12 protein-coding genes are annotated in these 13,336 nt (G+C 65.1%); 5 read left to right on the top strand and 7 right to left on the bottom strand.

Annotated features, from left to right (window positions below; translation table 11 throughout):
- Positions 1-62 precede the first annotated feature (62 nt).
- Complete coding sequence (locus tag CCUG20998_RS25200; protein WP_020730823.1) at positions 63-674, bottom strand: mycothiol-dependent nitroreductase Rv2466c family protein; 612 nt, start codon at positions 672-674, stop codon at positions 63-65.
- A 152-nt stretch (positions 675-826) separates the two neighbouring features.
- Between CCUG20998_RS25200 and CCUG20998_RS25195 the strand changes: the two genes are divergently transcribed.
- Positions 827-1,669 (top strand): arylamine N-acetyltransferase family protein, encoded by an 843-nt coding sequence (locus tag CCUG20998_RS25195; RefSeq protein ID WP_020730822.1) that lies wholly within the window; start codon positions 827-829, stop codon positions 1,667-1,669.
- A 13-nt stretch (positions 1,670-1,682) separates the two neighbouring features.
- Here the strand turns inward: CCUG20998_RS25195 and CCUG20998_RS25190 are convergent, their stop codons facing one another.
- The 5 genes from CCUG20998_RS25190 to fadD3 all read right to left on the bottom strand — a co-directional run bounded on the left by CCUG20998_RS25190 (position 1,683) and on the right by fadD3 (position 7,516).
- Positions 1,683-2,858: a pyridoxal phosphate-dependent aminotransferase gene (locus tag CCUG20998_RS25190; RefSeq protein WP_038580996.1), complete on the bottom strand. Its 1,176-nt coding sequence runs from the start codon at positions 2,856-2,858 to the stop codon at positions 1,683-1,685.
- Positions 2,855-3,817: an acyl-CoA dehydrogenase IpdE2 gene (gene ipdE2, locus CCUG20998_RS25185; protein WP_020730821.1), complete on the bottom strand. Its 963-nt coding sequence runs from the start codon at positions 3,815-3,817 to the stop codon at positions 2,855-2,857. Before ipdE2 ends, CCUG20998_RS25190 begins: the two co-directional genes overlap by 4 nt.
- A gap of 102 nt (positions 3,818-3,919) precedes the next feature.
- The gene (locus tag CCUG20998_RS25180) at positions 3,920-4,855 is read right to left on the bottom strand and encodes an acyl-CoA dehydrogenase family protein (RefSeq protein WP_020730820.1); all 936 of its coding nucleotides are present in this window, start codon (positions 4,853-4,855) and stop codon (positions 3,920-3,922) included.
- Between the two features lie 3 nt (positions 4,856-4,858).
- Positions 4,859-5,992, bottom strand: coding sequence for an acyl-CoA dehydrogenase family protein (locus CCUG20998_RS25175; protein ID WP_020730819.1), 1,134 nt, complete (start codon positions 5,990-5,992; stop codon positions 4,859-4,861).
- Positions 5,993-7,516, bottom strand: a complete 1,524-nt coding sequence (gene fadD3, locus CCUG20998_RS25170; RefSeq protein ID WP_020730818.1) for a 3-((3aS,4S,7aS)-7a-methyl-1,5-dioxo-octahydro-1H-inden-4-yl)propanoate--CoA ligase FadD3 — start codon at positions 7,514-7,516, stop codon at positions 5,993-5,995.
- A 70-nt stretch (positions 7,517-7,586) separates the two neighbouring features.
- Here fadD3 and ipdE1 point away from each other — a divergent pair, with 70 nt between their 5' ends.
- The gene (gene ipdE1 / locus CCUG20998_RS25165; RefSeq protein ID WP_012396573.1) at positions 7,587-8,735 is read left to right on the top strand and encodes an acyl-CoA dehydrogenase IpdE1; all 1,149 of its coding nucleotides are present in this window, start codon (positions 7,587-7,589) and stop codon (positions 8,733-8,735) included.
- Positions 8,732-9,520: a (5R,7aS)-5-hydroxy-7a-methyl-1-oxo-2,3,5,6,7,7a-hexahydro-1H-indene-carboxyl-CoA reductase gene (gene ipdF, locus CCUG20998_RS25160; protein ID WP_012396572.1), complete on the top strand. Its 789-nt coding sequence runs from the start codon at positions 8,732-8,734 to the stop codon at positions 9,518-9,520. The genes ipdE1 and ipdF overlap by 4 nt, the downstream gene beginning before the upstream one ends.
- A gap of 74 nt (positions 9,521-9,594) precedes the next feature.
- Here the strand turns inward: ipdF and CCUG20998_RS25155 are convergent, their stop codons facing one another.
- Positions 9,595-11,208: a PPE family protein gene (locus CCUG20998_RS25155; protein ID WP_020730816.1), complete on the bottom strand. Its 1,614-nt coding sequence runs from the start codon at positions 11,206-11,208 to the stop codon at positions 9,595-9,597.
- Between the two features lie 175 nt (positions 11,209-11,383).
- Between CCUG20998_RS25155 and kstR2 the strand changes: the two genes are divergently transcribed.
- Positions 11,384-11,986 carry a TetR family transcriptional regulator KstR2 gene (gene kstR2 / locus CCUG20998_RS25150; RefSeq protein ID WP_012396570.1) on the top strand — a complete coding sequence of 201 codons (603 nt, stop codon included), beginning with the start codon at positions 11,384-11,386 and terminating at the stop codon, positions 11,984-11,986.
- A gap of 2 nt (positions 11,987-11,988) precedes the next feature.
- Complete coding sequence (gene fadA6, locus CCUG20998_RS25145; protein ID WP_020730814.1) at positions 11,989-13,149, top strand: steroid 3-ketoacyl-CoA thiolase FadA6; 1,161 nt, start codon at positions 11,989-11,991, stop codon at positions 13,147-13,149.
- Positions 13,150-13,336: the final 187 nt, after the last annotated feature.

Here is a 13,336-nt window from a genome sequence, read left to right as displayed (position 1 = left end):
GTGCGCCCCGCAGCCCGACCAGGTCACCTTTCCGCAGGTTCGGCATTTGACTGGGCTACACATCAGCGGGCCGTCCCATCGAGCACCGGCGGCCCCTGGTAGGGCCGCTGCAAGACCGCGAATTCGGGGGTTTTTGCGGCGGTGAGCACCGCTTCGAGTAACCGCACGCCATCCGCACCGCTGGGCATCCGGGTGAGTACCGGTCCAAAAAAGCCTTGTCCGTCGACCGCGATGATCGGGCTGCCCGCGGTGCCGCCGAGAGCATCCTGGCTGGCCTGGTGTGCATGCCTGGCCTCGTCGTCGAGCCCGCTGTCGTCGAGGGTCTCGGACAGCGACTCGTCCAGGCCGGTCTCGGCGAGGGCTTCGCGGATGCCGCCTTGGGTGATCTCTTCGCGGCGAAGATGGATGCGGGTGCCGATCGAGTCATAGAGCCGGGCGAACGCGTCCGCTCCATACTTGGTCGTCACCGCGGCGAACAGCCGTCCCAGTTGCCGTGATCGCTGCATCATCTGCTGCTGCTTGGCGTCGAGGTCCTTGCCTTCGTTGAGAACGGCCAGGTTCATCTGGCGCAAGGTGACGGGGGTGTGCGTGCTTTGCGCGGCTTCGAGCAGCCAGCGCGAGGTGACCCACGCAAACGGACAAATCGGGTCGAGGTATAGCTCGACGTCGGCCACGGTTCCTCCTTCTCGCGACTGCTGCGGCGATGTCGCGGACGCTTCACCCTGGTTGGGTAGGGCGCTCCCGATAATACCCCCTTGGGTATTTCCTGTCGAAGTCCGCCGCTGGGCCGTCGCGCGGCGATTGGCGCGCCTAGCACAATGGCGCTATGGCGCTGGATCTGACCGGATACCTCGACCGCATCAACTATCGCGGTGCAACCGACCCGACGCTGGACGTATTGCGGGATTTGGTGAGCGCACACACTGGCGCGATCGCGTTCGAGAACCTGGACCCGTTGATGGGAGTGCCGGTCGATGACCTAAGTCCCGAAGCTCTGGCCGACAAGCTGGTGGACCGCCGTCGCGGTGGCTACTGCTACGAACACAATGGGCTGATCGGTTATGTGCTGGCCGAACTCGGATATCGGGTAAGGCGGCTAGCCGGACGTGTGGTGTGGCTGGCCCCGCCGGATGCGCCGACTCCAGCGCAAACACACACCGTATTGGCGGTGACCTTCCCGGGCTGCCAAGGGCCGTATCTGGTCGATGTCGGCTTCGGTGGGATGACGCCGACCGCTCCGTTGCGGCTCGAAACCGGCACCGTTCAGCAAACAGCTCTGGAACCCTATCGCCTCGACGATCGTGGCGACGGGCTGGTCCTGCAGGCGATGGTCCGCGACGAGTGGCAGGCGCTCTATGAGTTCAGCACGCTGACGCGGCCACAAGTCGACCTCAGGGTTGGCAGCTGGTTCGTCTCAACGCACCCAACGTCGCACTTTGTCACCGGGTTGATGGCCGCGACCGTCGCCGACGATGCCCGGTGGAACTTGATGGGCCGCAACTTGGCCATCCACCGACGTGGCGGGACCGAGAAGATCCTGTTGGAAGACGCTGCCGCGGTAGTCGACACGCTGGGCGACCGGTTCGGCATCAACGTTGCCGACGTCGGTGAACGCGGCCGGCTCGAGGCCCGCATCGACAAGGTCTGTTTTGGAGCCGAAGACCGGTGACGCCGCTGGCCGGTTAGCGCTCGGGTAGCCAGGACTCGATCCTGCGCAGGGCCTCTCGGATGTCTTCGCTCGGCCCCGCGAATGACAGCCGGACGAATGAATTCCCGCCTGTGGTGTCGAAGTCAATACCGGGGGCGATGGCAACGCCGGTGTCGGCCAGCAACTTTGAGCAGAACTTGAGCGAGTCGTCGGTGAAGTCGGAGACATCGGCATAGACGTAGAACGCGCCGTCGGTGGGGGCCAGCCGGTCGATGCCGATGCGGCGCAGCCCGTCGAGCAGCGTGGAGCGGTTGCTGGCGTAGTGGCGCAGATTGCCGTCGGCTTCCTTGGTTGCCTCGGGGGTGAACGCCGACACCGCGGCAACCTGGGACAGCACCGGTGGGCAGATGGTGAAATTGCCGGTCAGGCAATCCACGGCGCGACGCAGCTCGGTTGGTACCAGCAGCCAGCCCAGCCGCCAGCCCGTCATCGCGTAGTACTTGGAAAAGCTGTTTACTACCACCGCGTTTCGCGACGTCTGCCAGGCGCAGCTGGTCGGCGGCGCGCCCTCATAGACCAGGCCATGGTAGACCTCATCGCTGATCAGTCGGGCGCCCGAGGCGTCACACCACGACGCGATCGCGGCGAGTTCCTCCGGCGGTATGACCGTTCCGGTCGGATTGGCCGGACTGGCGACGATGACGCCCTGCACCGGCGGATCGATCTGGGCGAGCATGTCCGCGGTGGGTTGAAACCGGGTCTCGGGCCCGCACGGGATTTCCACGACTTCGCAGCCCAGCGCCGACAGGATGTTCCGGTAGCACGGATAGCCAGGACTGGCCAGCGCCACCCGGTCGCCCACATCGAAACACGCCAGGAAGGTGAGCAAGAAGCCACCGGAGGAGCCGGTGGTTATCACTACCGCCTCCGGTTCGACCGAGATTCCATGTTGGCGGTGGTAGTCCGCGGCGATTGCCGCGCGCAACTCCGGAATACCCAGCGCTACCGTGTAACCGAGCTCGTTGAGGTGCAGGGCGGCGGCCGCGGCGGCACGTATCGGCTCTGGTGCGCCGACGCTGGGCTGGCCCGCCGAAAGGTTCACCAGATCGCCGTGGGTGCGTTGGCGTTCGGCGGCCGCCAGCCAGACGTCCATCACATAAAACGGTGGGATGCCCGCTCTACGGGCGATGTGGGTGTTCACGGCATTCATGGTATTGATGGCCCGGCTCCTAGTGCTTCCGATTCCAATCGGCGCAGCAGCTCTGGCGGTGAAGCAAGTAGGTGGGTGCTGCCGTGTGCTCGCTTGAAATACAGATGCATGTCGTGTTCCCAGGTGATCGCGATGCCGCCGTGCAACTGTATGCCCTCGGCGGCCACCGCGCACAGCGCTTCACAGGCCGCTAGCCGCGCGGTGGCGGCGCTGGTGGGCGACGGCGCAGTGCAGGCCTCGGTGACTACGGCCCGAGCCGCGGCCACCTCGACGTACAGGTCGGCCATCCGGTGCTTGAGCGCCTGGAAGCTGCCGATCGGGCGGCCGAACTGCACCCGGCTCTTCGCGTACTCGACGGTTAGCTCCAAGCAGCGTTCGGCGGCGCCGATTTGTTCGGCCGCCAGCAGAATTGCCGCGGCATCTGCCAGGCCGGGGTCTTCACCCAGAAAAGCCGTCTCCTCGGCGCGCAGTTGGGCCAGTCTGCGGGTCGGATCCATGGTGGCCACCCGATGGGCGCTGAAACGGGTCCACCTGCTCAGTTGTCCCTCGGTGCTGGCGACGACGACATCCGCAGTATCCCCGTTGAGCACGTAGTCGGGGTCGAGCACCAGTGCCCCGATCGAGCTGCCCTCGGCCAGCCCGGCCAGCGTCTTGGCATCGGGTTCGGCAGCGGCCAGCAGGGCCAACTCCGCGAGCGTCGTGCCGAGCAGGGGAGAAGGTACCAGTGCCCGACCCAGCTCCTGCAAAACTATTGCGGCATCGGTCAGTTCGCCGCCCGCGCCGCCGAGCTCCTCGGGTATCACCAGGGCCGCGGCGCCAACCTGCTCACACAGCAGCCGCCATAACGTCTCGTCGTAGCCTCGTTCGGACTCCATTGCGCTGCGAACCGCCGCGGGGCTTGCGTGTTTGTTCACCAAGGCGGCGACGGTTTCCCGCAGCATCTCGCGCTCTTCGGTCATCGCCGCCGCTCCTTCTCATCGCTGCGCTGCCCATCGTCGCCGGCGGGGGTCATCGCCGCCGCTCCTTCTCATCGCTGCGCTGCCCATCGTCGCCGGCGGGGGTCATAGCGCCTCGAGCACCCGCCGCCGGTGTACTTCTGGTGTACCCCACGCCGAACGCAACGCCTGCACTCGCAGCAGCCACAGCGACAGGTCGTGTTCCTGGGTAAACCCGATAGCACCGTGGGTCTGCAACGCGCTGCGAGCCGCCAGCAGGGCCGCGTCGCCAGCGGCGACCTTGGCGGCGCTGACATCGCGGGGTTGCAGCGACAATGCCGCGCCGTGTACCAGCGGACGGGCCAGCTCGATCGCGATATGGACATCGGCAAGCTTGTGCTTGATCGCTTGGTAGGAGCCGATCACCCGGCCGAACTGGGTGCGCTGCTTGGCATAGTCGACGGTGGCGTCCAACAAGGCTTCGGCGGCACCGATCAGCTGGGCCGCGGTGGCAAGCGCCCCGAACTCATAGGCGCGCTTGACATCTGCCTGCCACGCAGCACCAGTGGCCGTCACGTCGTAACTGCGGCGGCTGGGGTCGATGGACTCGTGGCAGTTCGCCACCGCCGCTTCGCTGACACCGCTTTCGCCAGCCACCAGCACCAGGCCCGCGGTATCGGCATCGACGGCTCGGGGTGCGTGCGGCGGCAGTGCGACGGTGGCGATCAACTCACCGCAGGCCAAACCGGCGCTGCGGTCATCGTCGGCGAGCAATACGGGTGCCACCGCAATCGACTCCGCCACCGGTCCTGGCACACACCAGCGGCCCAGGCGCTCGAGCGCGACCACCAGGTCGATCGGGTGGGCGCCCAGGCCGTCGAACTTCTCCGACACGGTCAGCGCGGTGACGCCAAGGTTGGCCAACTGCTCCCACACCTTGTGGCCGGGCGCGACGTCACCGGCGGACCACGCCCGAACTGCCGCGGGCAGATCGGCGGCCGCGAGGGCCGCGTCGATGCTGGCCGCGAAGTCGCGCTGCTGTTCGTCTAGTGCAAATTCCACGGATCACTTCTTCTCTCGTGGCAGGCCCAGCAGCCGCTCCGAAATGATATTGCGCTGGATTTCATTGGTACCGGCATAAATTGGACCACCAAGGGCAAAGAGCAGACCTTCGGTCCACGGGCTGACCAACTCGGCGTCGGCGCCGCGGATGTCGAGCGCGGTCTGATGGATATCCACGTCCAGGTCGGACCAGAACACCTTGGTGACCGACGATTCGGCGCCCAACTCACCGCCGGCCGCCAGCCTGGTCACGGTGCCGAAGGTCTGCAGCCGATAGGCCTGCGCCTTGATCCAGGCATCGGCCACTCGGTTGGCGAACTCGGGGGGCGAGCCGGCGTCCTTCCACAGCTGAACCAGCTTCTGGGCAGCCGCCATGAAGCGAGCCGGACTGCGCAGCGACATGCCTCGCTCGTTGCTCGACGTGCTCATCGCCGCGCGCCAACCGTCATTGGGTGCACCGATGACGTCCTGGTCGGGCACGAACACGTCATCGAGGAAGATTTCACCAAAGCCGGTGTCGCCGCCGAGTTGGACGATCGGGCGAACGGTAATCCCCTTGGACTTCAGGTCGAACATGAAGTACGTCAGCCCACGATGACGCTGTGCTGACGGGTCGGAGCGGAACAACCCGAATCCCATGTCGGCGAATGGTGCGCGCGAGCTCCAGATCTTCTGGCCGTTGAGTAGCCAGCCTCCGTCGGTCTTGGTGGCAGTGGATCGCAGTGACGCCAGATCGCTGCCGGATTCGGGCTCCGACCAGGCTTGTGCCCAGATCTGTTCGCCACTGGCCATTTTGAGCAGGATGCGGTCTAGCTGCTCGGCGGTACCGTGCGCGAACAGGGTGGGGGCCAGCATCGAGGTACCGTTGGCGCTGGCCCGGCCCGGTGCTCCGGCGCGGAAGTACTCCTCTTCGAAGATCACCCAGTGCAGCAGGGGCGCGTCGCGGCCGCCGTACTGTTTCGGCCAGGTGATCACCGACAGGCCCGCGTCGAAGAGCACTCGGTCCCAAACTCGATGCTGGGCGAAGCCTTGCGCATTGTCGTATGACTTGGTCGGCATGACCTCGGCGTTGGCCGCCAGGAACTCGCGCACTTCGCCCTGGAAAGCCAGGGTCTCTTCGTCAAGATCCAAATCCATTTAGGCCAGCTCTCGCAGTTGCGGTTTGACTACTTTGCCGCCCGCGTTGCGGGGCAACGTATCGACGAAGCGAACCGAGCGCGGTGCCTTGAAGTTCGCCAAATGTTCACGGGTGTAATCGATCACCGATTTCTCATCGAGATTGCGGCCGGGTCGGGCGACGATGAACGCCCGGCCCACTTCGCCCAGTCGGTGGTCCGGAATCCCGATCACCGCGACGTCGGCGACACCGTCGAGCCGGGCCAGTACCTGCTCGACCTCGGCGGGATAGACGTTGAACCCGCCGCAGATGTACATGTCCTTGAGCCGGTCGGTGATCCGCAGGTTGCCCGCCTCGTCGAGGACTCCGATATCTCCGGTGTGTAACCAGCCGTCGGCGTCGATCGCGGCGGCGGTGGCCAGCGGGTCGTCGAGATAGCCGAGCATGACGTTGGGGCCCCGCAGCAGCACTTCCCCGGTGTCGGGGCCAATCCGCAATTCGAAGTCCGCGAAGGGCCGCCCGCAGGTGGTGGCGACCGTCAGCGCATCGTCGTCGGCTCGGCACATGGTTCCCATGCCGTTTGCCTCGGTCAGGCCGTAAGCGGTCAGCACGATGTCGATATCGAGTTCTGACTGCATGCGTTCCACCAGCACGACGGGTACGGTGGCCGCTCCGGTCACCGCGAATCGCAGCGAACTCAGGTCGTAGTCGTCGCGCGCGGGGTGGTCGAGCAGGGTCTGATAGATGGTCGGCGGGCCGGGCAGCACGGTGATGCGGTGTCGTTCGATCTCTTGCAGGGTGCGCAGTGGATCAAACGTCAAATGCGGGAACAAAGTTGCGCCGGTTTGTAGGCAGGCCAGGATGCCGGCCTTGTAGCCGAAGTTGTGGAAGAACGGGTTGATGCACAGGTAACGGTCGTCGGCGGTGATCTTTCCGTTGGCTGCCCAAGACGCCGAGGCCGATAGCGACTGCCGGTGCGCGCACAGGACGCCCTTGCTCCGCCCGGTGGTGCCGGAGGTGAAGAGAATGTCGCTGACGTCGTCGGGGCTGACCGCGGCGGCGCGGGCGGCCACCGCGCCGGTGTCGGTGCCGGTCTCGATGAACTCGTCCCAAGTGCCGTCGGGTTCTTCGATCGGTATCCGCACGATGTGCCGCAGTGCGGGCAACGCTTTGCGGTCAAGGCCGGCCACCCGGTCGCTGCCGAGGAAGTGTCCCATCGCGAACAGCACGGGCGCCTCGGTCCGGGCCAGGATGTCGGCGGCCTCGTCGGCGGTGTAGCGGGTGTTGAGCGGGACCATTGCCGCGCCGACGTGGTGGATCGCCAGGCAAGCCACCACCCAGTGCCAGGTGTTGGGCGACCAGATGCCCACCCGAGCCGCAGGCTTGACGCCCAGCTCGATCAGCGCGGCCGCCGCTCGATAAACCTCGTCATGCAGCTCGGAAACCGTGAAGCTGCGCTCGTCGGTAACCAGTGCATCGTGGTTGGGTAACCGGCGCACGAGCCGATCCAGCGCCGTGGGCACGGTGCGGGGATCGCTGGTCATCGACGCTCCTCCTCACGCGGCGACCGCCGGGGCTAACAAAGCAAGTGCTTGGTAGGTTAGCCTACAGGGCATGCAGGACGTCGAGGAGTTTCGGGCGGAGGTCCGCGGCTGGCTCGCGGCCAATCTGGTCGGAGAATTCGCAACGCTCAAGGGGCTCGGCGGGCCGGGACGTGAACACGAGGCTTTCGAGGAACGCCGGGCCTGGAACCAGCATCTGGCCGCGGCCGGGCTGACCTGCCTGGGGTGGCCGGTCGAGCATGGCGGCCGGGGGCTCTCGACCGCCCACCGCGTGGCTTTCTACGAGGAATACGCGCGCGCGGATGCGCCGGACAAGGTCAACCACTTCGGTGAAGAGCTGCTCGGGCCAACGCTGATCGCCTTCGGGACACCCGAACAACAGCAGCGCTTCCTGCCGCGCATCCTCGACGTCACCGAGCTGTGGTGCCAGGGGTATTCCGAGCCCGGCGCCGGTAGTGACCTGGCCAATGTGGCGACCACCGCCGAACTCGACGGTGATCAATGGGTAATCAACGGCCAGAAGGTATGGACGTCGCTGGCTCATCTTTCGCAGTGGTGCTTCGTGGTCGCGCGAACCGAGAAGGGCTCCAAACGCCATGCCGGGCTGTCGTATCTGCTGGTCCCGCTGGATCAGCCCGGCGTGCAGATCCGGCCGATCGTCCAGATCACCGGTACCGCGGAGTTCAATGAGGTGTTCTTCGACGACGCCCGCACCGATGCTGACTTGGTGGTCGGCGCACCGGGTGACGGCTGGCGCGTCGCGATGGGCACGCTGACCTTCGAGCGGGGCGTCTCGACGCTGGGGCAGCAGATCGTCTATGCCCGTGAGCTTTCCGATCTGGCCGCTCTCGCGCGGCGCACCGGCGCCGCCGACGATCCGTTCATCCGGGAACGCCTGACCCGGGCGTGGACCGGACTACGGGCAATGCGTTCGTATGCCCTGGCCACCATGGATGTTGAGCAGCCCGGCCAGGACAACGTTTCGAAGTTGCTGTGGGCCAACTGGCATCGCAGTCTCGGCGAACTGGCGATGGATGTGATCGGCAAGCCGGGCTTGACGCTGGCCGACGGCGAGTTCGATGAATGGCAGCGGCTGTTCTTGTTCACCCGCGCTGACACGATCTACGGCGGATCCAACGAGATTCAGCGCAACATCATTGCCGAGCGGGTGCTCGGCCTGCCCCGGGAGGCCAAGGGATGAGCTTGTCTGAAGCGCCGAAAGAAATTGCTGGACATGGCCTTTTGGTTGACAAGGTCGTGGTGGTGACCGCGGCGGCCGGCACCGGCATCGGTTCGGCGACGGCGCGCCGTGCCCTGGCCGAAGGCGCCGATGTGGTGATTTCCGACCACCACGAGCGACGGCTCGGCGAAACCGCCGCCGAACTGTCCGCGCTGGGACTGGGCCGGGTCGAAAGCGTGCTGTGCGACGTGAGTTCCACCGCACAGGTCGACGCGCTGATCGACTCGACCACCGCCCGCATGGGCCGCCTTGACGTGTTGGTCAACAACGCCGGGTTGGGCGGGCAGACCCCGGTGGCCGATATGACCGACGACGAGTGGGATCGCGTCCTGGACGTGACGCTCACATCGGTGTTCCGGGCCACTCGAGCCGCACTTCGCTACTTCCGTGAGGCGCCGCATGGTGGAGTGATCGTCAACAACGCCAGCGTGCTGGGTTGGCGGGCGCAGCACTCGCAGTCGCACTACGCCGCCGCCAAGGCCGGCGTCATGGCGTTAACTCGCTGTAGCGCAATGGAAGCCGCGGAGTATGGGGTGCGGATCAATGCGGTGTCACCTAGCATCGCCCGGCACAAGTTCCTGGACAAGACCACCTCTGCCGAGCTGCTCGACCGGCTGTCCGCCGGTGAGGCGTTCGGACGCGCCGCCGAACCGTGGGAAGTGGCGGCCACCATCGCGTTTCTGGCCAGCGAGTACTCGAGCTATCTGACCGGAGAGGTGATTTCGGTCTCCAGTCAGCACCCCTGATCGGGTTGTCGCGGCCGCATCACTGGTAAATGTGTTGCCGAAGTCCGATCCTGGGCGCCGGACGACCGAATCGGTTACCCCGCTAGCTGTTTCAGCAGTTCTTCCAGGCTGAACACGCCCGACATATTGCTGCCCGTGTTGAACAACCCCGTGAGGTTGCCGGCAATCCCGGGGAGGCTGTCCGCGACGCCGGTATTCCCGATGCCGGAGATGATGCCGTTTACGGTGCCGCCGCTGGCCTGGTTGAACATGCCCGAGATGTCGCCGGCAAACGTTCCGGTGGCAGTGTTGAAGAAGCCCGAGACATTGCTCCCGGTATTGTTGAAGCCCGAGTTCGTGTCGCCGGTGTCGGCGGTGGAACCGATGTCGGTGTTCACGTCGCCCGAATTCCACAAACCGGTATTCGTGTGGCCGGAATTGCCGGATCCCGTATTGACGTCGCCCGAATTCAGGAAGCCCGTGTTGGTGCTGCCCGCGTTGCCGAAGCCGGTGTTGCCACTGGCCGAGTTGAAGAAGCCGGTGTTGAGGACACCCGAGTTCCCGACGCCGAAGTTGCCGATGTCGGAGTTGCCGAAACCGACGTTGCCGGTGCCCGAGTTCCCGACGCCGAAGTTGCCGAAGGCGCTAGTGGACGAGAGGCCCGCATTGAAGACGCCGAAGTTTCCATTACCGGAGTTGAAGAAGCCGATATTGTTCGTACCCGAGTTGCCGATTCCGAAATTCCCGGTGCCCGAGTTCAGTCCATTGAACGTGAACTGACCGGTTGTCGAGTCGTAGTAGGCATTCCCGAAGCCGACCAGATTGTCGCCGGTAAGTCCAAAGCCCAGGTTCCCGTCACCGCTGTTGCCGGCGCCAACGTTGAGGTCGCCGCGGTTACCGATGCCGAAGTTCCCGTTGCCCCAGTTGCCCAAGCCGAAGTTGATGCCCGGATTAGAGCTGGTGAGAGGGTTGCCGGTGTTTCCGAAACCGATGTTTTCGTTGCCGAGGTTGCCGCTGCCCCAGTTGCCGCTGCCCAGGTTCCCATCGCCGATGTTGTTGCTGCCGACGTTGCCGCCGCCGAAGTTGGAGCTGCCGGTGTTTCCGTTGCCGATGTTGGTGCTGCCGGTGTTTCCGCTGCCGATGTTCCCGGTGCCGCCCTTATTGCCGAGCCCTATGTTCGGCAGCGCCTGCAACAACTGTTGGAAGGGATTCAAACTTGCTGCCGCCGCTGACACGCCGGAGTGGTAGCCGGTCATCGCGGCCACGTCTGCGGCCCACATCTCTTCGTACTGTGACTCGGCTGCCATGATCGCCGGCGCATTGAACCCGAAGAAGTTCGACCGCACCAACTGCACAAACACGTTGCGGTTGGCCGCCACGGCCAGCGGATGGATCATCGCCATCCGCGCCGCCTCGAATGCGCTGGCTACCGCCTGGGCTTGGCCGGCCGCGCCGGCAGCCCGCGCCGCCGCCGCACTCAACCACCCCGCGTAGGGGCTGGCCGCGGCCGTCATAGCCGCCGATGCCGCGCCTTGCCAAGCCTGTCCGGCCAGGCCGGAGGTCACAGCGGAAAACGAATCCGCCGCGGCGCCCAACTCCTCGGCGAGGCCCTTCCAGGCCGCCGACGCCTGCAGCATCGGCGTAGAACCCGCACCGTTGAACATTCGCAGCGAATTGATCTCCGGGGGCAACATCGGAAAACTGACCATGGCTGACCTCCTGCCAGTGGCCTCGCCGCCCCCCGATGCGGCCAGTGCCGAAATCGAATTGGAGTGTTCCGGCGCAGATGCTACGACGGTGGTCAGGCGGGGATAGTGCGTTTCGCTGATATTGAGGTCTTTAGTCACATTGGCCGAGCAAGCGCTTGGTTGATACGCTGATCGGGTGGAACGAATGACCGGTCAGGCTAACAGCCGCCGAGGAGAGTTATTGGGGCTCGCCGCGGTGATGTTCGCCGAGCGCGGTCTGCGCGCCACCACCGTCCGTGACATCGCCGACGGAGCCGGCATCCTGTCCGGCAGCCTCTATCACCATTTCGCCTCCAAAGAGGAAATGGTCGACGAGCTGTTGCGCGAGTTTCTGGACTGGCTCTTCGCTCGCTACCTCGAGATCGTCGATGGCGAACCCAACCCGCTGGAGCGGCTCAAGGGCCTGTTCCTGGCGTCGTTCGAGGCCATCGAACATCGGCACGCTCAAGTGGTCATTTACCAGGACGAGGCCCAACGGCTGTCTTCACAGCCCCGGTTTTCCTACCTGGAGGACCGCAACAAAGAGCAGCGCAAAATGTGGGTCGACGTGCTCAACCAGGGCATCGAGGAGGGCTACTTCCGGCCCGACCTCGACGTGGACCTGGTCTACCGGTTCATCCGCGACACCACCTGGGTGTCGGTGCGCTGGTACAAACCTGGCGGAGCGCTGACCGCGCAGCAGGTCGGGCAGAAGTATCTCGCCATTGTGCTGGGCGGGATCCAAAAAGAAGGAGTCTGAAAATGCCGGAGGCGTACGTCATCGACGCTGTACGTACCGCGGTGGGCAAGCGTGGCGGAGCGTTGGCGGGGGTACATCCCGTCGACCTGGGTGCCTTGGGGTGGCGGGGACTGCTGGATCGAGTTGACGTCGACCCGGCCGCGGTCGACGACGTGATCGCGGGCTGTGTCGATGCCATCGGCGGTCAGGCCGGCAATATCGCACGGTTGTCCTGGCTTGCGGCGGGATATCCCGAAGAAGTGCCGGGTGTCACCGTGGACCGCCAATGCGGCTCCAGCCAGCAGGCGATCTCCTTTGGTGCGCAAGCGATCATGTCCGGAACGGCGGACCTCATCGTGGCCGGTGGCATGCAGAACATGAGCCAGATCCCGATCTCGTCGGCAATGATCGTCGGTGAACAATTCGGCTTTAGCTCGCCGACCAACGAATCCAAGCAGTGGCTGCACCGGTACGGGGATCAGGAGATCTCGCAGTTCCGCGGTTCGGAGATGATCGCCGAGAAGTGGAATTTGTCGCGTGAAGAGATGGAGCAGTATGCGCTGACCAGCCACGCGCGTGCGTTCGCGGCGATCAGGGGTGGCCGCTTCGATAACGAAATCCTCAGTGTGGAAACGGAATCCGGACCCTTCCGGGTCGACGAAGGGCCGCGCGAGTCATCGCTGGAGAAGATGGCTGGCTTGAAGACCCTGGTCGAGGGGGGACGGCTTACCGCCGCGATGGCCAGCCAGATCTCCGACGGTGCCAGCGCGGTGCTGCTGGCTTCCGAACAGGCGGTCAAGGATCACGGCCTGACTCCGCGCGCTCGCATCCACCACATCAGTGCTCGCGCCGCCGACCCGGTGTTCATGCTCACCGGCCCCATCCCGGCGACCCGCCATGCGCTGGAAAAGACCGGTCTGTCCATCGATGACATCGCCACGGTAGAGATCAATGAGGCGTTCGCGCCGGTGGTTTTGGCGTGGCTCAAGGAAATCAAGGCCGATCCCGAGAAGGTCAACCCCAATGGCGGTGCCATCGCTCTCGGTCATCCGCTGGGTGCCACCGGGGCCAAGCTGTTCACCACCATGCTCAATGAACTCGAGCGGGTCGGTGGGCGCTACGGGCTACAGACGATGTGCGAAGGCGGGGGCACCGCCAACGTCACGATCATCGAGCGGCTATAGCGGCCGGCGTTTCGGGCTGCGAAGGGTGAACCACTCGGCTCGCGCGGCGAGTCCTGTGGCATCGGGATTTTCGGTGTGGCGCGTCCTGCGCAATGCCAGACGATTATTCATGCCCGTTGCTACTGTTTCTCTGTCCAATTGACGTGACTGCGCGATCGTCGGATGGAAGAGCGCGTGTGTCGACACG

The sequence above is a fragment of the Mycobacterium marinum genome (assembly GCF_003391395.1).
Taxonomy (GTDB): Bacteria; Actinomycetota; Actinomycetes; order Mycobacteriales; family Mycobacteriaceae; genus Mycobacterium; species Mycobacterium marinum.
Note: the sequence above shows the minus strand (reverse complement) of the source record. Positions and strands in the feature narration are given on the sequence as shown.